Annotated in this window: 19 protein-coding genes and 2 pseudogenes; 18 read left to right on the forward strand and 3 right to left on the reverse strand. The window is 38.1% G+C overall.

Annotation, left to right across the window (positions count from 1 at the left end):
• Positions 1-269: 269 nt before the first annotated feature.
• Entirely contained in the window at positions 270-608 is a 339-nt protein-coding gene (locus V7137_RS23645) for a YolD-like family protein (protein WP_335700339.1), read from the forward strand.
• A gap of 251 nt (positions 609-859) precedes the next feature.
• On the opposite strand, the gene V7137_RS23650 is transcribed toward V7137_RS23645, so the two are convergent.
• Positions 860-1,069, reverse strand: coding sequence for a helix-turn-helix transcriptional regulator (locus V7137_RS23650; protein ID WP_335700340.1), 210 nt, complete (start codon positions 1,067-1,069; stop codon positions 860-862).
• 144 nt (positions 1,070-1,213) lie between these two features.
• On the opposite strand from V7137_RS23650, the gene V7137_RS23655 reads away from it, so the two are divergent.
• The 5 genes from V7137_RS23655 to V7137_RS23675 all read left to right on the forward strand — a co-directional run bounded on the left by V7137_RS23655 (position 1,214) and on the right by V7137_RS23675 (position 3,052).
• On the forward strand, positions 1,214-1,447 hold the full coding sequence (locus V7137_RS23655) for a hypothetical protein (protein ID WP_335700341.1): 234 nt from the start codon (positions 1,214-1,216) through the stop codon (positions 1,445-1,447).
• A gap of 90 nt (positions 1,448-1,537) precedes the next feature.
• On the forward strand, positions 1,538-1,810 hold the full coding sequence (locus V7137_RS23660) for a hypothetical protein (protein ID WP_335700342.1): 273 nt from the start codon (positions 1,538-1,540) through the stop codon (positions 1,808-1,810).
• Complete coding sequence (locus V7137_RS23665; RefSeq protein WP_335700343.1) at positions 1,811-2,059, forward strand: hypothetical protein; 249 nt, start codon at positions 1,811-1,813, stop codon at positions 2,057-2,059. It abuts the gene before it with no gap.
• A 331-nt stretch (positions 2,060-2,390) separates the two neighbouring features.
• The gene (locus V7137_RS23670) at positions 2,391-2,675 is read left to right on the forward strand and encodes a hypothetical protein (protein ID WP_335700344.1); all 285 of its coding nucleotides are present in this window, start codon (positions 2,391-2,393) and stop codon (positions 2,673-2,675) included.
• Between the two features lie 182 nt (positions 2,676-2,857).
• Positions 2,858-3,052 carry a hypothetical protein gene (locus tag V7137_RS23675; RefSeq protein ID WP_335700345.1) on the forward strand — a complete coding sequence of 65 codons (195 nt, stop codon included), beginning with the start codon at positions 2,858-2,860 and terminating at the stop codon, positions 3,050-3,052.
• Positions 3,053-3,198: 146 nt separating this feature from the next.
• Here the strand turns inward: V7137_RS23675 and V7137_RS23680 are convergent, their stop codons facing one another.
• The gene (locus V7137_RS23680; RefSeq protein ID WP_335700346.1) at positions 3,199-3,837 is read right to left on the reverse strand and encodes a Crp/Fnr family transcriptional regulator; all 639 of its coding nucleotides are present in this window, start codon (positions 3,835-3,837) and stop codon (positions 3,199-3,201) included.
• A gap of 55 nt (positions 3,838-3,892) precedes the next feature.
• Between V7137_RS23680 and V7137_RS23685 the strand changes: the two genes are divergently transcribed.
• From V7137_RS23685 to V7137_RS23730, 10 genes and pseudogenes are all read left to right on the forward strand, one after another.
• Positions 3,893-5,035, forward strand: coding sequence for an aminotransferase class V-fold PLP-dependent enzyme (locus V7137_RS23685; RefSeq protein WP_335700347.1), 1,143 nt, complete (start codon positions 3,893-3,895; stop codon positions 5,033-5,035).
• Positions 5,016-5,624, forward strand: coding sequence for a YitT family protein (locus V7137_RS23690; protein ID WP_335700348.1), 609 nt, complete (start codon positions 5,016-5,018; stop codon positions 5,622-5,624). The genes V7137_RS23685 and V7137_RS23690 overlap by 20 nt, the downstream gene beginning before the upstream one ends.
• Positions 5,625-5,668: 44 nt before the next feature.
• Positions 5,669-5,779 (forward strand): annotated as a pseudogene (locus V7137_RS23695) (hypothetical protein); the annotation flags it as partial.
• Between the two features lie 6 nt (positions 5,780-5,785).
• The gene (locus V7137_RS23700) at positions 5,786-6,787 is read left to right on the forward strand and encodes a thiamine pyrophosphate-dependent enzyme (RefSeq protein ID WP_420490171.1); all 1,002 of its coding nucleotides are present in this window, start codon (positions 5,786-5,788) and stop codon (positions 6,785-6,787) included.
• Positions 6,788-7,068: 281 nt separating this feature from the next.
• Positions 7,069-7,857, forward strand: a complete 789-nt coding sequence (locus V7137_RS23705; RefSeq protein WP_335700349.1) for a cyclase family protein — start codon at positions 7,069-7,071, stop codon at positions 7,855-7,857.
• A gap of 93 nt (positions 7,858-7,950) precedes the next feature.
• Positions 7,951-8,364 (forward strand): acyl-CoA thioesterase, encoded by a 414-nt coding sequence (locus V7137_RS23710; protein ID WP_335700350.1) that lies wholly within the window; start codon positions 7,951-7,953, stop codon positions 8,362-8,364.
• A gap of 48 nt (positions 8,365-8,412) precedes the next feature.
• The gene (locus V7137_RS23715) at positions 8,413-9,690 is read left to right on the forward strand and encodes a metal-dependent hydrolase family protein (RefSeq protein WP_335700351.1); all 1,278 of its coding nucleotides are present in this window, start codon (positions 8,413-8,415) and stop codon (positions 9,688-9,690) included.
• A 45-nt stretch (positions 9,691-9,735) separates the two neighbouring features.
• A complete protein-coding gene (locus V7137_RS23720; RefSeq protein WP_335700352.1) occupies positions 9,736-9,933 on the forward strand; it encodes a DUF3311 domain-containing protein in 198 nt (65 codons plus the stop codon).
• Positions 9,933-11,426 (forward strand): sodium:solute symporter family protein, encoded by a 1,494-nt coding sequence (locus tag V7137_RS23725; RefSeq protein ID WP_335700353.1) that lies wholly within the window; start codon positions 9,933-9,935, stop codon positions 11,424-11,426. The genes V7137_RS23720 and V7137_RS23725 overlap by 1 nt, the downstream gene beginning before the upstream one ends.
• Positions 11,407-12,618 carry a metal-dependent hydrolase family protein gene (locus V7137_RS23730; protein WP_335700354.1) on the forward strand — a complete coding sequence of 404 codons (1,212 nt, stop codon included), beginning with the start codon at positions 11,407-11,409 and terminating at the stop codon, positions 12,616-12,618. Before V7137_RS23725 ends, V7137_RS23730 begins: the two co-directional genes overlap by 20 nt.
• A gap of 74 nt (positions 12,619-12,692) precedes the next feature.
• Here the strand turns inward: V7137_RS23730 and V7137_RS23735 are convergent.
• A pseudogene (locus tag V7137_RS23735) lies at positions 12,693-12,857 on the reverse strand (IS3 family transposase); the annotation flags it as partial.
• 1,931 nt (positions 12,858-14,788) lie between these two features.
• On the opposite strand from V7137_RS23735, the gene V7137_RS23740 reads away from it, so the two are divergent.
• Positions 14,789-15,061, forward strand: coding sequence for a hypothetical protein (locus V7137_RS23740; protein WP_335700355.1), 273 nt, complete (start codon positions 14,789-14,791; stop codon positions 15,059-15,061).
• Between the two features lie 135 nt (positions 15,062-15,196).
• Complete coding sequence (locus tag V7137_RS23745; protein WP_335700356.1) at positions 15,197-15,667, forward strand: Gp49 family protein; 471 nt, start codon at positions 15,197-15,199, stop codon at positions 15,665-15,667.
• Positions 15,668-16,677 lie beyond the last annotated feature (1,010 nt).

Raw genomic sequence — 16,677 nt, forward strand, 5'->3', positions numbered from 1 at the left:
ACTATCAGCCCTTTCAAAATTTAAAGACTCTGAGTTGATAACCTATATAAAGCCATTTGTTAATCACGAAATAACTTGGATTTGAAATATTGCTAAAAGGGCAATATCGAAACTTGAAAAATTAAGCAAAGAATAAATAATTCTTATTCAGCTAACGGGTGCTTAAATTGAATAAGAATAACCTAAAGACCACGAAAAATTGGTCTTTTATTTTTATCTGCATATAGAATGTATGTTCGTATATAATAAGAACGAAGGAGGTGTTCGTAATGACAATACGTGATCGCGGAAAAGTTAAATGGCAGTTCGCCTTTGGAATGCCGGAGCTAATTAAGGCCCAGCGTGAGCTATGGCGTGATAGTGAGCGGATTGAAAAGCCTCTGATCGACGATTATCAAGCGGAAGAGTTCGATCAGCGTATCGCCTACGCTATGGAAGCTAACTATGCAGTAAAGCTTATGGTGTGGTTTGACGGCTTCTTTTCGGATTTTAGTGGACGTATCCATCACGTTAATCCGATTACGCATCAGCTACGCATCGAGGTAAAACCTGGCGAATATGAGAGAGTGGCATTCGAGGATGTAGTTGGAGTAACTATCTTAGATTAGGTTGAAATAGCAATAACAACTGTTGCTGTAGATAGGACTAATACAATGACAGCTCCTTAGGGTCAATTTAGTTGAAATCCTGCAGATTATGGAATATCAATAGGCTATGACTTAATGGGATTCTCCAGTAAACAAAGCGGTAATACCGAAATATCTCTAAAATCCATTATGAAGATATATAAATATCCCTAACCTTTAAGTTATCGCCTCTAGTCTGTTTGAAATTATTTAAGTGCTTCTTGGCCCTTCGTTTAGTCGATAGGGCCTTTGTTACGTTCATATAGGTCATCTACGCTTACCTCAAGTAAATCCGCTAGTAGAAAGGCTTTATCTATCGTGGGGTAGGTATTACCTGCTATCCAGTTTGATAAGGTATTTTTACTTATATCCAATTCTTGAATAATAAATTCCCGTCTATATTTTGACACTCTTAATAACTTCCCAATCCGCGGTTTAATCATCCAAAACACCTCTTATAAATATTATTTGGCAAATGATTGCGAAAATATATACCAAATTTTTGGGTTATTTTAACCTAATATTTTGGTATGATGCGGTCTTAGCGGTCATATCATCTATTAAACAGGCAGAAGGGAGGTGTTTAGATGAACAGAAACAAAATAATAAAGTCTGTCTCCTTCAACGTTATGAATGAACAGGATAGAGCGTATTTAGAACGGATTCAAGACGCCAATTTTTCCGGTTACGTCAAGCGGCTGATCGAAAAGGATATTCGGCAGCGTAAGGTGATAAAGGCGGATTCTACGTCATTACAGCCTTCTAAAAGTGGCGGACCGGTCATCATACGGAGCAATGGGTTATCCCTTAAATCGGTATGACCGCCTCCTCTCTTCATCAGATTTGTGTAACACAGTAACATGGTTGACGGTGTCAAATGTCAGTACAAATGGAAAGGGGAGCTGAAAAGAATGATAGAGGGTAAGGGATTGGGCGGTAAAAAAGTTCATCGGGTGAACGTTTCCCTAACGAACAGGCAATCGTTCAAGCTGAACCGGCTGGCCACCGCCTGCAATATGAAGCCTACAGCACTTGCGGGGATGTTAATTAACTTAAGCTTGAACAATGTAGAACTTGTGAATAGACTGCAGCAGGAGTACTGCACCCAAACCTCTTATAGAGTGGTACTAGTTAATAAAGGTGGAGAGTTGGTTTACCTATTAAACGGTAGGGAGGATGGTTAAATGAATTGGATGAGTTTTTTTTCAGGGATTATGACAGTGTTTATAACATATGCAATATTTAGTCGTGTGTTGGAGGATGAACAGGAAAAAATTGTAGTGGACGATGAGGCAGGAGTGGTGATAAATGATTTATCTGGCAGATATGTCACCCTTTCCTGTCAAACATGCAGGAAATTAAAAAAGCATAGAGAATTGGAAACTAATCTTTACCAATGCACGAGATGTAAGCGGCATGTGGATTTAAGGTAAGTTCTGAGCAGTTTGTATAAAACTGGTAGCGTCTTTCCAATTGGAATGGCGCTTATTTTGTTAGTCTAATAAATTTCTCATCTAGCTGTTGTCAGTATATTGCGGGTAACAACCACTGAGTGTTTTGTCAGTGAATTGTAGGGAAGATGTAAGTACCAATTACGAGCTAAGGCTCTTATACTAATGGAGGTAAGGTAATGAGGGAGGTTATCAGAGAGTTTAAAGGCACTAATGATAGAAGCATTCAATAAATGTCACTAATCTTCATTTTTGCAACACTAGGAGTTATTATGACGGCTTCACTTTTGATTGATGGAAGGATGGATAAACGATGAAACAAATCAATAATTTAAAAATCGGTGTAGGTAGTTTTTCAGTTACAGTTGTGTTAGCAAGTGGAATTTTATTAGCTGGTTGTTCCAGTGATTCAGCCATAAAGGAAGCACCTAAGAAGGAAACACCAAAAGTTGAACAAAAAGAAACAGCTACAAAAGTAGATTATTCAAAATGGACTTTGGAAGGACTTGAACAAGAAATGGCTAATAACTCTGACCCTGTGGTAAGAAAAGTAAGGAAGAAGAATCTAAATATGAACCCGTTGCACCAACAACAGTAGCAGAAACACCTACTCCAGCCCCTGTTAAGCAACAGGTTAATGTAAATGACCCCGCATTACAGGAATCTATTAAAAAGGATATTGCATTAACAGTTAATCCTGATGAACAGGAGATTTACGGTTCTAGTTTAAAAATTAAAAAAATTGAAATAACTAACGGAGATTATCAAACTGTTATTTCAATGACCGTAGCAGATCCTAATAATAATTGGGAAAACTTTGTAGACCCAAATATGACAGGCGGTGCTACTTATTTATGTAGCTTTACAGAAGAAGCTATACGGAATCAAGGTATTAAAGGTGATATACTAGTAGAAATTTTATCAGCAGATGGAGATAGATTAGCTTCAGGAATTAAAGAAGAAGGGGAAATTTAAAGGGAAGGCTTTTGCCACCCCTTTTTTATTTACTTCCCAATGGTAGAATCGCAATACTTTATTATTTTTTAAAAAATCACAAAATTCAAATATTTTGTAAAATATTTTACATAACTTAGACATTTTCTCCGTTACACTATGCTTAGTTAGGGGAGTGCTATGGAATGAATGATATACTGTTTATTTAATTTTCTTAGAACTCCCTTTTCCTGTAAAGACATCATAACATTTGAAACACTTACTCTTGACGCACCAACAACCTGGGAAAGTTCCTGATGTGTAAATGGTATGGTTATTAAAACATGATTACCAGAGTCTTTTCCAAATGTTTCCGCCAATTGAGCTAATACAAACATGACACGCTCTTCAATACTGGAAAAACTCATTAATTGAGTTTGCACTAATAGTGCATTTTGTTTTTGACTTATGGATTGTAAGGCTAATTCAAAAAGGCCAGGTGTGCTTCGGATAATATCTTGAAACATTGTTTTTGGAATCCTAATAACCTCAACATCAGATGAAGCAGCAGCACAGTAGACATAGGAATCCATTGACCAAATATTACATTCACCTATTATGGATTTTGATCCAACAACAAACAGGTGTCGTTCTTCGCCTGATGGAGACAATAGGTAAGCTCTTATCCGCCCTGAGAGAATCAGATATACGTCAGTTAATGGCTGGTCCTGCAAGAATAGACAAGTACCTTTTGAATAAGATTTGGAAGTTCCAAAGTCTTTAAAAAAAGCAGGATCCCAAATTCCTTTTTCTAACCACAGATTCATGCATATGCCTCCTTAAACCCGACAATAAAATCTATTAAACGAAAGGAAGAAAAAAATGATTCACCCTTTTAAAGAACTACGAAAATTGTTTCCAACACTTACGAACACCATCCATTTATCCAGCTGTTCACAAAGTGCTATCAGCTTAACCGTTAAAGATGCCATAGATTCCTATCTTCAAAGCTGGACTGAAAAGGGAATGGATTGGGAGGGATGGATGAAAGAAGTACAAAATGCAAAAAATGAGTTTGCTAGATTAATCAATGCAGATTCTGATGAAATAGCTGTTCTATCGAGTGTGTCAGATGCTGCCTCTTCTTTTGCTAGTGCACTAACTTTTTCAACAGGACGAAATAAAGTAGTAACAACTGATATTGATTTTCCATGTGTTGGCCATGTTTGGCTCTCCCATGAAAGAAGAAATGCAAAGGTAACTTTCCTACCTCCAGAAGAGGATTCTACGATCCAATTTCAATCTTATGAAAGAGCGATTGATTCAAATACGGTAGTTACTTCTATTCCTCATGTCTCTTATTATAACGGCTTTAAACAAGATTTGAAACAGCTTTCTTACCTCGCTCATAGCAAGGGCTCCTATTTATTCGTAGATGCTTACCAGTCTGCGGGAAGTGTTGTGATTGATGTGAAGGATAGTGATGTAGATGCACTGGTTGCAGGTGCCCAAAAATTTCTACTAGGGATTCCTGGGATTGCCTTCATGTACATTAAGCGAGAGCTTGCCAATTCATTACAGTCACTTACAACCGGATGGTTTAGTCGGCAAAATCCATTTGCTTTTACCAATCAGATTTTAGACTATGCAAATGGAACTCGAAGGTTTGATACAGGTACTCCGCCGATGATCAATGCCTTTGCTGCTCGGGCAGGAATTTCTCTTCTCAATAATATAGGAGTAGAGTCTATAGAGAGTTATTTAAAGCATTTATCGAGTATTTGTATTGAAGCAGCTCAAAAACACCAGTTGGAAATTGCGAGCCCATTGGATCTTGATCAAAAAGGAAGTAATACTGCGCTAAGGATAAAGAGTGCCTCTAAATTAGAAGCCTATTTGAAATCACAAGGCATTATCGTTGCTGCCCGAAATGATGTCCTTAGAATTGCACCACATTTTTATAATACAGAAGACGAAGTAATCAAAGCAGTTGAGGCTATTGCCCATGCTCTTATTACAAAGTAAAAAAATAATGGCGATTGTAGCCGGTTCATTGATTGTAGCCTGTTCCTACTATATCTTTCAAAAACCGAATGGTATTACGGCACCGGGACTAGGAGGAATAGCCGTATATTTGGCAAATTTCCTGCATTCTCCATTAGGCTTTATTTATTTCATTTTAAATATTCCTTTATTTTTAATGGGCTATCGCTCCATCGGTTCTACTTTTGCCCTTCTAAGCCTCATTGGAATGTTAACACTTTCTTTCTTTTTAGCCTTTTTAACAAACCTACCAACTTTCCCATCTCCCATAATCGGCTGTGTTTTAGGTGGATTGCTTTCCGGAATTGGTATTGGCATCGTCATACACGCAGGGGGAACAACAGGGGGCCTTGATATTGCAAGTGTGGTAATTGCAAAGCATTTTTCTTTTATTACGATTGGGAAAACCATGATGATTATAAATGGTTGTGTACTTATTTTAACCTTTTTAGGAAGTGGTTTAGCGCATACAGTCCTTACCTTTTTTAGCATCATTTTCGCTGGAAAAGCCGTTGATTTAACTGTATCCCTTATCCAATGGAAAAATAAGAAGGAGGCTGACTATGAATGATCAATTAATCAAACAAGAAGAGGGTTTCATCATGCGGATTTAAAGGAGTCTGGATGGGAGTACTTATGGTAATCTTCTCTTTTTACGGTGTAGAGATCATCGCAGTAACAGCAGGTGAATCGAAGAATCATCAGAAAGCGGTTCCAAAAGCAATGAAAACAATGATCACACCCAAAGGGGCCAAGCCGATATTAGTCAAGGATGATTCATTTTTTACCAAGAAGCGATTTGGCTTTATATTTAACGAAGAAAAGAAGATTAAAGAAGCGTATAAGGAGATTACTAAAGTTGAAGATTTGCTTTCTCCAGGAAATTCGGCTTGTCTTGGCTGTCATGCCGAGCTAGCCTTGAGGACCACCCTGCGCATATTAGGTGCCAATACGATTTTGGCCATTCCTCCAGGATGTATGGGCGGGATTGGAGTCGTTGGCTTTCAAGGAGGATCCGGATCAAAAATTCCCGTTTTCTTCCCTTTATTAGATAACACGGCTGCCATGCTGGCTGGGATTAATCGGGCCTATCGCCGTCAGGGCAGAGATGATATCAATGTAGTCGCTTTTGCAGGGGACGGCGGAACTGCAGATGCTGGTTTTCAATCCCTTTCTGAAGCAGCTGAACGAGGAGAAAACATTATTTATATCTGTTATGACAATGAAGCATATATGAATACCGGAGTTCAACGAAGCGGTACGACGCCCAAGTGGTCCTGGACACAGACTACTCCTATTGGTCAAGACAGTCGCGGGAAGTCACAAAAAGGGAAGGATATGCCGATGATTATGGCACAGCATGGGATTCCTTATGTGGCTACCGCTAATCCTTCCTTCTTGCCGGATTATATAGAGAAGTTAAAGAAAGCCATGCAAATCAGAAACGGAATGTCTTATATTCATTTATATTCTGGTTGTCCAACAGGATGGAAGTTTCCGACAGAAAAAACAATTGAGGTAGGGAGAATTGCCGTAGAAACCAATCTCTATCCTTTATGGGAGTGCGAAAACGGCAAGTTTAAACTGACTCATAAAGTGAGAAAACGCCGACCGATTAGCGACTATTCGCAATTGATGCAAAAATATGCCCACTTAACTCCAGCGGAATTATCCGAGCTGCAAAGACAGGTGGATGATACTTATCGGAGCTTTGAGAAGCTATGCAAACTTTAATTAGTTATCAACAATTTCCCTGCCGTGTGGAGATAGAAGCTACGGCTCACGCTTGGAGAATGCCGTTTGTTGCATTATTTGAAGCCTTGTTTCTGGCAGGAGATGCGGTGCGGTTGGGAAAACCACTCTTTTTGTAAAGGATAGTTCCGGACGATTGATTCATAAGGAATATTTTGGGAAATCAAGGAAAGCGGCTTGGCACCGTAAGCTCGAAATCGAAAGTAAGATGAAGTTCATGAATGAAGAAGAATTTACGAATTGGCTGAAGGGGAGGAAGTAGGATGAGTGCAAAAAAAATACTGGAAAATTTGATGGTAAATATCGTGAACGGTCAAGTTGATGTCATTGATTTAGCCCAGCCATTAAATGAAGAAACTCCTGTCATTCATTTGCCGGAACAATTTAGTAACACGGGAGGATTTAAATATATTCAACTATCCAAGTACAATGAAGGGGGTCCAGCATGGTACTGGAATGACTTTGTGGCAGGGGAACACTGTGGTACTCACTTTGATGCACCAAATCATTGGGTTTCCGGAAAAGAAGGGGATGCAGTTGACACCATGCCGATGAAAAACATGATCGGAGAAGCACGTGTCATTGATATTACTGAAAAAAGCTCCCAAAACCCTGATTATTGTTTAACGATTGGAGATATCGTTGCCTTTGAAGAAAAATATGGAAGAATTCCGGAACATTCCTGGGTCATCTTGTATACGGGATGGGGAAAGTATGGCCAAGATAAGGAAAAATTTTTTAATATCGGTTCAGATGGGATGCCTCATACCCCGGGATTTACTAAAGAGGCTTCCATTTTCCTCGCACAAGAACGAAATGTTTTGGGGGTGGGTGTAGAAACCGTCGGAACAGATGCGGGAATTGCTGCCACTTTTGATCCGCCTTTCCCAAATCACTATTATATGCATGAATCTAACCGATATGGTTTGGCACAATTGGCCAATGTCGATAAGCTTCCGCCTCGAGGAGCAATCCTGATTGCTACTCCACTGAAGATAACGAATGGCAGCGGAAGCCCGCTGCGTCCAATCGCCTTAGTACCGAAATCATAGGATTCAATGTTTATCTGAAAGCTTGGCTTATTTTTTCATATTTTGTAAGGGGGAATGGAGGTTGGTTGAAAACACAGTTGATCTAACGGTATATTGGGGCGACACGGATTTGGCGGGGCGGAGATCATCTATTATCCAAACTACTTCAAGTGGTTTGATATTGCAAGCTATCATCTATTTCACAAAATTGGCCTTTATCCCAAAGAGCTGATGCTAGAAGAGAAGATTGGATTTGGCAGCCTTGATGTAGGCTGCACGTTCAAAAAACCTCTTCTCTACGGAGATCAAATTCGCGTCCGCACCATGGTTACCGAAGTCAACAATAAAACTTTCCGATTAGAACATGAAATAAATCGCGGTGATGAGCTAGCTGGAAAGGGCTTTGAGCTCAGAGGATGGATCAAGTTTGACGAAGGTAAAACAAAAGCTTACCCTATACCGGATGATGCAAGAATAAAGCTAACCCAGGTTGGGGTGAAAAGGTTTACACCAACAGAAATTATATAATAAACAAGATTATTGAAAAAAAGGAAAAAATAGTGAGGAGAATATTTCATGTCAATCGTTAAAATCTTTATAAATGCACACTTAATTGATGGGAAAAGTAATCACTCTATTCCAAACGCCCTCATTGTCGTCGAAGAGGATAAAATTAAATATGTTGGGGATTATGATGAAACGATTATACAAAATGAAGGAAATGCTGATACTTATGATCTTGAAGGCATGACACTTATGCCAGGTATGATTGATACACACGTTCACTTATGTATGGGCGGCGAAGCAAGCACTTTTTCTTCCATGGTGTTAGATACGCCAGCATATGCTGCTATTAAAGGGGCAGAGAGAGCGAAACAGGCACTTGAAGTGGGTTTTACAACGTTACGTACGATGGGAGAAAAGGGCCATATAGACATTGCCATCAAAAGGGCTATTGAAGAGGGAATTATTGTAGGTCCACGAATTGTAGCAAGCGGCAAGGCGTTAACCATTACCGGGGGACATGGTGATATGTTTCCGCCTGAAGTGAAAATAGATGGTATTGGAGTTGTTGTCGACGGGGCAGATGAAGTTAGAAGAGCGGCAAGAGAGCAACTAAAACTGGGAGCTGACCATATTAAGATGATGGCGACAGGCGGCGGCATGTCACCTGGACCCGGAACTGTATCTCAACTAACCATTCAAGAAATGGAAGTTGCTGTGGAAGAAGCCCAGAAATTTGGAAAAATCACAGGAGCCCATGCTATTGGTACTGAAGGAATTAAAAACGCACTAAAAGCAGGTGTACGAACCATTGAACATGGAACGTTTCTTGACGAAGAAGGAATTCAACTTCTTTTAGAAAAAAATGCGTATCTTGTTCCCACTTTAGCTGCCTTTAAAACACTGAAATATGGAAGAGATGGAGGCGTACCTGAACATCATCTGAAAAAAGTAGAATACTATCAAACAGCACATGAAGCAAATTTAAAAAGGGCCATTTTAGCAGGTGTGAAAATAGTGACAGGAACAGATGCAGGAACACCTTTTAACCACCATGGTGAAAATGCATATGAGTTAGAGTGCTTGGTGAAAAATGGATTATCTGAAATGGATGCGATCAAAAGTGCGACACAACTAGCAGCTGAAGCCCTGCAACTATCAGAAATTGGAGCAATTGAATGTGGGAAAATTGCCGATATGATTGTTGTTGCAGGAAATCCTCTAACAAATATTACTTTGTTACAAGAGAAAGAAAAAATTAAGTTTGTTTTCAAAGGTGGTCAGTTAGTCCATCAAAATAATGTACTGGCTGAGGAATTGGAAAGAAAAAGCCCTACGTATGTCTCTTAATCAATGAAACTAATTTTACATTACCATTTGTTGGAGGGATCCGAGATGAAAAGCTATTATTTATTGGCTATCATTCCATTTATCGGAATGCTTGGCGGTGCGGTTTTTGTAAATAAAGTAACTCCATATGTTTTAGGTCTTCCATTTCTTCTCTTCTGGATTTTATTGTGGATTATCCTATCTTCTGCTACTATGGGAATCATTTATAAGCTTGATACTGTGAATAAAGGAGGTAATTCATAATGAATATTGCATTAGTTATTATTTTTGCCTTTCTGTTATTTTCTCTTTTCTTAGGAATTATGGCTAGGAGAGGAAAAGATATGAGTATTGAGCAATGGGCTGTAGGTGGACGTGGATTTGGTACAGCATTTGTTTTCCTTTTACTTGCGGGGGAAATTTATACAACCTCTACCTTTTTAGGAACAAGTGGTTGGGCATATTCAAAAGGCGGTCCATCTTTCTATATACTTGCTACTTCTTCCCTTTCTTATTTAGCTGGCTACTGGTTACTGCCTCCTATTTGGAGATATGCAAAAGAGCATAAGTTAGTTTCCCAATCTGATTTCTTTGTTAGTAAATATAAAAGTAAATCCTTAGGGGTACTCACTACCGTTGTTGGTGTTGCAGCGCTTGTCCCTTATTTAGTACTACAATTTAAAGGCTTAGGGATTATTGTTTCAGAGGCATCTTATGGTTCTATTTCTCCTACTGTAGCCATTATTCTAGGTGGTGTTGCTGTTACAATTTATGTAATGATTTCTGGCATCCATGGTTCGGCGTGGACTGCTGTCATTAAAGATATTATGATTTTTCTTATTGTAATTGGGATCGGGATTTATCTCCCATATCATTATTTTGGCGGAATTCAACCTATGTTTGAAGCGATTAATAAAACGAACTCTAGTTTTTTAACAGTACCGAAAGAAGGTCTATCATTTTCTTGGTTTATTTCTACTACCTTATTGACTGTTATTGGGTTTAACATGTGGCCGCATACATTTTCAACGTTCTTTTCTGCTAAAAATGAAAACGTGTTCAAGAAGAATTCAATTATCATGCCTCTTTATACATTAATGCTACCATTCGTATTAATTGTAGGATTTACTGCTGTTGCGCATATTCCTGGCTTAGAAACTGGGGATTTAGCGTTGTTAAGACTTTCAATTAAGACTTTTGATCCATGGCTTGTGGGATTAATTGGAGCAGCTGGTTTATTAACCGCTATTGTTCCTGGTTCGATGCTGTTAATGGCATCCTCTACGATGATCTCCAAAAATATTCTTAAGGTATGTATTCCTTCTATGACAGAAAAAAAAGTAGTAGTAACAGCAAAAATTATTGTTCCTTTATTAGCTCTAGTATGTGTTTCGTTTGCAATTGTCGGCAATAGTACCATCATGACGCTGCTATTAATGGGGTATAACTTAGTAACACAACTATTCCCTGCGATGTTTGTTAGCTTATTTAAAACAAAATTCTTTACTAAGCAAGGAGCCATTGCTGGTATCATTGCTGGGGTTCTAACCGTTGCGTATGTCACATTATCGCAAGTAACAATCGGAAAGCTATTCCCGGAACTTCCTCATTTTATTCAAGACTTGAACATTGGATTTGTTGCCCTATTCATTAATTTTATTACGTTAATAGTCGTTAGCTTTATGACAAATCAAATCAAAGTAAATAAGTCAAACCTTTTAAAAGGGGAAGCAAATCATGAAAACGCTCATATATAATGTGACTTTATTTGATGGGAAGAGTAGATATCTGGCAGGTCAAAACATATTATTTGATGAAAATGGTATTTTAGAGATTAGTAGTAACGATATGACTGGTGATGCCGATCATACTATAGATGGAACAGGATTATCTTGCTTACCAGGACTTATTGATTTACATGTTCATTTGACTATGGACGGATCACCAAATGCAATGAATCAATTAGTTCAGGATTCTCCTGGTATTGCGGCATACCGAGCAATGGTGAGTGCTCAGAGTCATATCGAAGCTGGTGTTGTCACGGTAAGAAATTGTGGCGCGAAATATAAAATTGATATGGAATTAAGAAATGCAATTGAGAAGGGAATTATTACAGGCCCTCGAATATTTGCTTGTGGACAGCCGATTACGATGACAGGCGGTCATTGCCATATGTTTGGAATAGAAGCAGACGGTGTTGATGAGGTTCGAAAAGCAGCGAGATCTTTATTAAAAGAAGGGGCAGATTTTATTAAATTAATGGCTACAGGCGGGGGATTAACACCTGGTGTAAAAGCTGGATCCCCGCAATTATCTGAGGATGAATTAGCAGCTGCTTGTTCTGAAGCAAGGAAGGCCGGAAAACGTTCTGCTGCACATGCACAAGGGTGTGAGGGTATCAAAAACGCTATACGTGCCGGCGTTACGACGATTGAACATGGTGTTGAGCTGGATCATGAGGCTATCCAATTAATGAAACAATACGAAACGTATCTTGTGGCTACTTTAGCGGCGCCCTTTCATATTGTAAAAAATGGTACAGCAGCAGGGATTCCTGAGTTCGCTGTGAAAAAGAACGCAGAAGCGATTGTTCCTCATCGTGAAAGTTTTAAAAATGCGTATAAAGCGGGAGTAAAAATTGCAGCTGGAACAGATGCAGGAACCCCGTTTAATGTACATGGTGATTTTGTAACCGAATTAATGTTAATGCGAGAGCAAGGTATGAGTGTTTTAGAGGTCATTCATGCGGCTACTTACGTTGCAGCGGAAGTATTAGGGATTGAAAAGGAAACAGGCAGCTTAGAAGTAGGGAAATTAGCAGATTTAATATTAGTAGAAGGTAATCCCTATGAAGACTTTACTGCGCTTCGTCGAGTGAAAAAAGTATTTAAAGAAGGAATTTGTATGTTTGAACAGATAGAAAAACCTGTATTAAATTATGCTCAATAACTAAGGTAAACGATGCAAAAAAAAGGAAAGTGAAGTTGATTGAATGACCCCGTAAAGTTAGATAGATTATTTAATTAAGCAGCTAATAGGGTTTGAGTTCGGTATTGCACCGGGCTCAAATCCTTTAATTTTGCCTTGATTCGTTTGTGATTATAATAATCGATGTACCTGGACAATTCTTGTTTAAAATGCTCAACACTTTCAAACTCTTGGGTATATAAAAATTCCGACTTCCAAACCACTAATCTTGACGACGATTCAAAAGATGGCTAATGCAGTAAAAAATAAAAAGTATGAGAAAATAATGGACCAATATCGAAATGAACGGGTCTAAACGATAGAATATACTCTTCCGTGTATTGCTGATAGGCATCAACACAATACACGGGGGCACGAACCTCGATCAACTGGAGAAATACCAAATAAAACTGCCATAGGTATAGATCAATTAGTTTATGAATCTGATTTTGTATTTTCTTAACCAAATATGAATTTGTCATTTTGTATTGACGAGCATTCAAATTGTATTATAGATAAGAAGAGAACCATCTATATTGACGATACCGGAGAGATTCATGGTATTGTTGGTAGGGAACCAGAAGTTCTACTTTCCTTATCTTTAGAAATATTACCTGGCTTACTTAGTGCGTATCATCGAGATCAGCAAAGTGCAGTATGGACTCCTACTCAGGCAATTCAAGCGAAAAGGGATTGGGCTATAGAGGTTATAGAAGAGCTTTGCATACATCATGGAATAACAAAACGTGATTTAATGACGTTGCCAACTATCCAATAACTCCTGTAGCGTAAAAAATACGCTTTTTAAACAAAACTACATCAATCAAAATTCGTTTTACCTAAAAACAGCGCGTCAAGACAAGTTGTCAGTGTAGCAGCCGTTATGAATCCAGCTATCAGTAATTCGAACCCCCTCTTTATAAGGGGGCTTTTGTTTAAAGTGTTTGTCCTCCTGTTTGTCCTCCTGACATTTTATTTTTGTTAGAATGCATTAAAACTAAACTCAGAAAAACAGCGTTAAATGGCACTTTTTTAATATTATATCTTCCTATTATATGGCCAGAAGAATGGGCGGCATGATGTAAACATTCTACAATAACATCGGTATCTATTAGGGATCATTTCTATTGCCTGTATTGCTAAAACATTATTATCCAATTATCGTCCATAAAAAATAATTCACCTTTAATAATAAAAATCTTTATTGATCTCTGCTCTCTTATAGTGAATTTCGGTCATTAAGGTCATTATGACCTATGTGACCTCAAAAATAAATAAAACACATGTGTCGTAATATTAAATAAGTCTCCTTACTGGCAGTCTGACTATGCCAATAAAATGCGCCTGTCCACATAATATTTTTCCTTAAAACTTCCCCCAAAACCTCCCCCAACAAATTGGGGGATAATACATTATTCTACAAAGCAGACAAAAATAAAAAACCCTAGAAGTTGAGTAATATCAACATTTCTAGGGTTTTTATTATTGCTGGCTACGACACGTTATTATTAACGTGAGTAATGCTCAATGGTTGTAAAAACTCGTTCGCTTCGACATTTGTTCAATATCCCAAATGATAAAGGCATCTTTTAAGAATTCCTCAAGTTTTGATTGATGTATACTTCCTAATAACTAGTTTTATTTCAGGTCATATAGGTCCTTGTTGACCTACATGACCTAAAAGATATCAATAAAACAGCAGATTTTTTTCTTCGTGATTCTAGTTTACTTTTGTTTTTTGCCGACAGAGGTCCAAACTATATTGCGGACATGATTTTCTGATCTTTCTACTATCATCTGCCGCTCAGTAATTGGCTGCCAATGCAGAAAAAAATAGGTAGGTGCTTTTGGTGCCATGCTTGGTGCCCAAATTTTTAATATTACTAATCACAAGAAAACACTAGAAAGCAAGAAAGCTTGATTTATCAAGACCTGAGAGCACACCAAGACACTAGAAAAACAGATGCTAGCAAACTTCAAAACTGCTTGAGACCTGCGTGCCAGGTCTGGTGGGTTCGATTCCCACGCAGTCCCGCCAATACTGACTTTCTTGTCAAACGAACAATTTCAAACACACACAGTCTTTTGGTCATTTTAAACGAATCTGTGTGAGTTCAGTACCTTCAAATACTAAATTTGGAGGTTTTTTTGTATGCGGAAAGGTGTTAGAAAACTTGGTAGAGTCACAGCATCGAGGAAGGTAACAGAGTCGTTTACAATGGTTGAAATGTTCGAGAGGTTCATGTGGTTAAAGAACTCTGAAGGTCTTGCTCCTAGAACTGTTGAAGAATACGAGATACACTTCCAGTGGCTTTGTGATTACTTTGGGAAAGATTTATCACGAGAAGAAATCACAACTGAAGCTTTCCTTGGTTGGACTGATTTTATGACCCACGAGAAGCAACTGAAACCCAACACGGTCTAACCAGTTGTAAAAAGTTTATAGAGGAAGAGTTAACATGAAAAAAGTATCTTTTTCTCAAGTTTCACAGCTTTTCTATATGCTGAATAGACTAGTTTAACGGAAGCTTATTAAAAGGGCATGGTGGAGGGAAAGAGCTTGAAGATATACCAAGTGAAAGGGTCGCCAGATAGTGTAATGGAATTGTTGGAAATCACAGCGAATGGGAAAGTGAAGGTTAGGGATATCATCAATGATGAGGTCATTGAAACAACAGTGCAAGCCTTTGAAATGGCATTTGAACCATCATCAGATTATTCCTTTATTGCGAAACAACAAGCAAAGGCACTAATGATAAATCATAGCGTACCAGCGGATTTCAATGAAATGATCGAAAAATCTCAGGTTAAAGTTGTTAAGGCTTTTGGAAGATGCACAATGGTTGCGATCCAGCTGCCCAATGGGTTTATCATCACCGAATCGATAACCAGTGTAGATGAGGCGTCCTATAACAAAGAAACAAACACCCAGATTTGTTTGGAACGGATTAAAAATAAAATTAGTGAGCTTGAAGCTTACAAAAATCAAAGTGTAGCGATACAGTCAAGTAATAGGAATCCGGGAAAATAAAATTGCTGAGCTGAAAAAGGAAAATAAGAAATTTCTAAAGTTGTTAGCTAATGAAGTAATAAAAAAGTTGATTATGATGAAGCGGTTAATGAAAATGGAAATGTAATAAAAAAGCTACAATCAGAAATTCTTGAAAAGAAGGATATGTTAAAACGATACACAAAAAGTACAGAGATGGTTGAAAAGTCCAAAATGAACTAAAGAAGCTTATAATTATAAATGATATAACCCCGGAGTTACTTCATAAGCTTATTCATAAAATTGAGCTGAAGGAACACAAGTATCTTATTATGCAATACCGTTTTTCTAACCCTTTTCTGGTCAATGGAAGTAGTGACAAGTTAACGACACATGTGTATGTAGAAACAATGGTGGCAAACTCCAACATTTTGCCACCAACTCCACCTTATTAAACCATTAATGGATGAAATAATATCCTTTTAAATCAACGTTTTCATAACTAAACTGTTATAAACAGATTCACTTTACTTCCTTGACAGGGTTGTGTTCAGTTGTATTTAGAAAATTCTTTTGGGCCGAATTAGATGCCATGCTTGGTGCCCAAATTTTTAAAATTACAAATCACAAGAAAACACTAGAAAGCAAAAAAGCTTGATTTATCAAGACTTGAGGGTACATCAAAATACTTGAAAAACAGGTGGCAGCAAACTTCAAAACTTCTTGAGACCTGCGTGCCAGGTCTGGTGGGTTCGTTTCGCAGTCCCGCCAAAATAAGATTTCTTGTCAAACGAACAATTTCAAACACATACAGTCTTCTGGTCATTGTAAACGAAACCGTGTGAAACTGTGAAGACCAAACAGGGTGCGTTCAGAACCTTCAAATTACCGAAATTTGGAGGTCTTTTGTTATGAGAAAAGAAGTAAGGAAACATGGGAGAACTACTGAAACTAAGAAGATTACCGAAAATCTTACAACACTGGTAAGGTTAAGTGAAAAAAAATTATCATTCTGTTGCGTATATTTTTAGGATATCAGGCCTGTGTATGAT

The sequence above is a fragment of the Neobacillus drentensis genome (genome assembly GCF_036962765.1).
In the GTDB taxonomy this organism is placed as follows: domain Bacteria; phylum Bacillota; class Bacilli; order Bacillales; family Cytobacillaceae; genus Neobacillus; species Neobacillus drentensis_C.

Coding starts and splice junctions, on each gene's coding strand:
- V7137_RS23645 (WP_335700339.1), top strand. CDS start 270: ATGACAATACGTGATCGCGGAAAAGTTAAATGGCAGTTCGCCTTTGGA.
- V7137_RS23650 (WP_335700340.1), bottom strand. CDS start 1,069: ATGATTAAACCGCGGATTGGGAAGTTATTAAGAGTGTCAAAATATAGA.
- V7137_RS23655 (WP_335700341.1), top strand. CDS start 1,214: ATGAACAGAAACAAAATAATAAAGTCTGTCTCCTTCAACGTTATGAAT.
- V7137_RS23660 (WP_335700342.1), top strand. CDS start 1,538: ATGATAGAGGGTAAGGGATTGGGCGGTAAAAAAGTTCATCGGGTGAAC.
- V7137_RS23665 (WP_335700343.1), top strand. CDS start 1,811: ATGAATTGGATGAGTTTTTTTTCAGGGATTATGACAGTGTTTATAACA.
- V7137_RS23670 (WP_335700344.1), top strand. CDS start 2,391: ATGAAACAAATCAATAATTTAAAAATCGGTGTAGGTAGTTTTTCAGTT.
- V7137_RS23675 (WP_335700345.1), top strand. CDS start 2,858: ATGACCGTAGCAGATCCTAATAATAATTGGGAAAACTTTGTAGACCCA.
- V7137_RS23680 (WP_335700346.1), bottom strand. CDS start 3,837: ATGAATCTGTGGTTAGAAAAAGGAATTTGGGATCCTGCTTTTTTTAAA.
- V7137_RS23685 (WP_335700347.1), top strand. CDS start 3,893: ATGATTCACCCTTTTAAAGAACTACGAAAATTGTTTCCAACACTTACG.
- V7137_RS23690 (WP_335700348.1), top strand. CDS start 5,016: ATGCTCTTATTACAAAGTAAAAAAATAATGGCGATTGTAGCCGGTTCA.
- V7137_RS23700 (WP_420490171.1), top strand. CDS start 5,786: ATGATCACACCCAAAGGGGCCAAGCCGATATTAGTCAAGGATGATTCA.
- V7137_RS23705 (WP_335700349.1), top strand. CDS start 7,069: ATGAGTGCAAAAAAAATACTGGAAAATTTGATGGTAAATATCGTGAAC.
- V7137_RS23715 (WP_335700351.1), top strand. CDS start 8,413: ATGTCAATCGTTAAAATCTTTATAAATGCACACTTAATTGATGGGAAA.
- V7137_RS23720 (WP_335700352.1), top strand. CDS start 9,736: ATGAAAAGCTATTATTTATTGGCTATCATTCCATTTATCGGAATGCTT.
- V7137_RS23725 (WP_335700353.1), top strand. CDS start 9,933: ATGAATATTGCATTAGTTATTATTTTTGCCTTTCTGTTATTTTCTCTT.
- V7137_RS23730 (WP_335700354.1), top strand. CDS start 11,407: ATGAAAACGCTCATATATAATGTGACTTTATTTGATGGGAAGAGTAGA.
- V7137_RS23740 (WP_335700355.1), top strand. CDS start 14,789: ATGCGGAAAGGTGTTAGAAAACTTGGTAGAGTCACAGCATCGAGGAAG.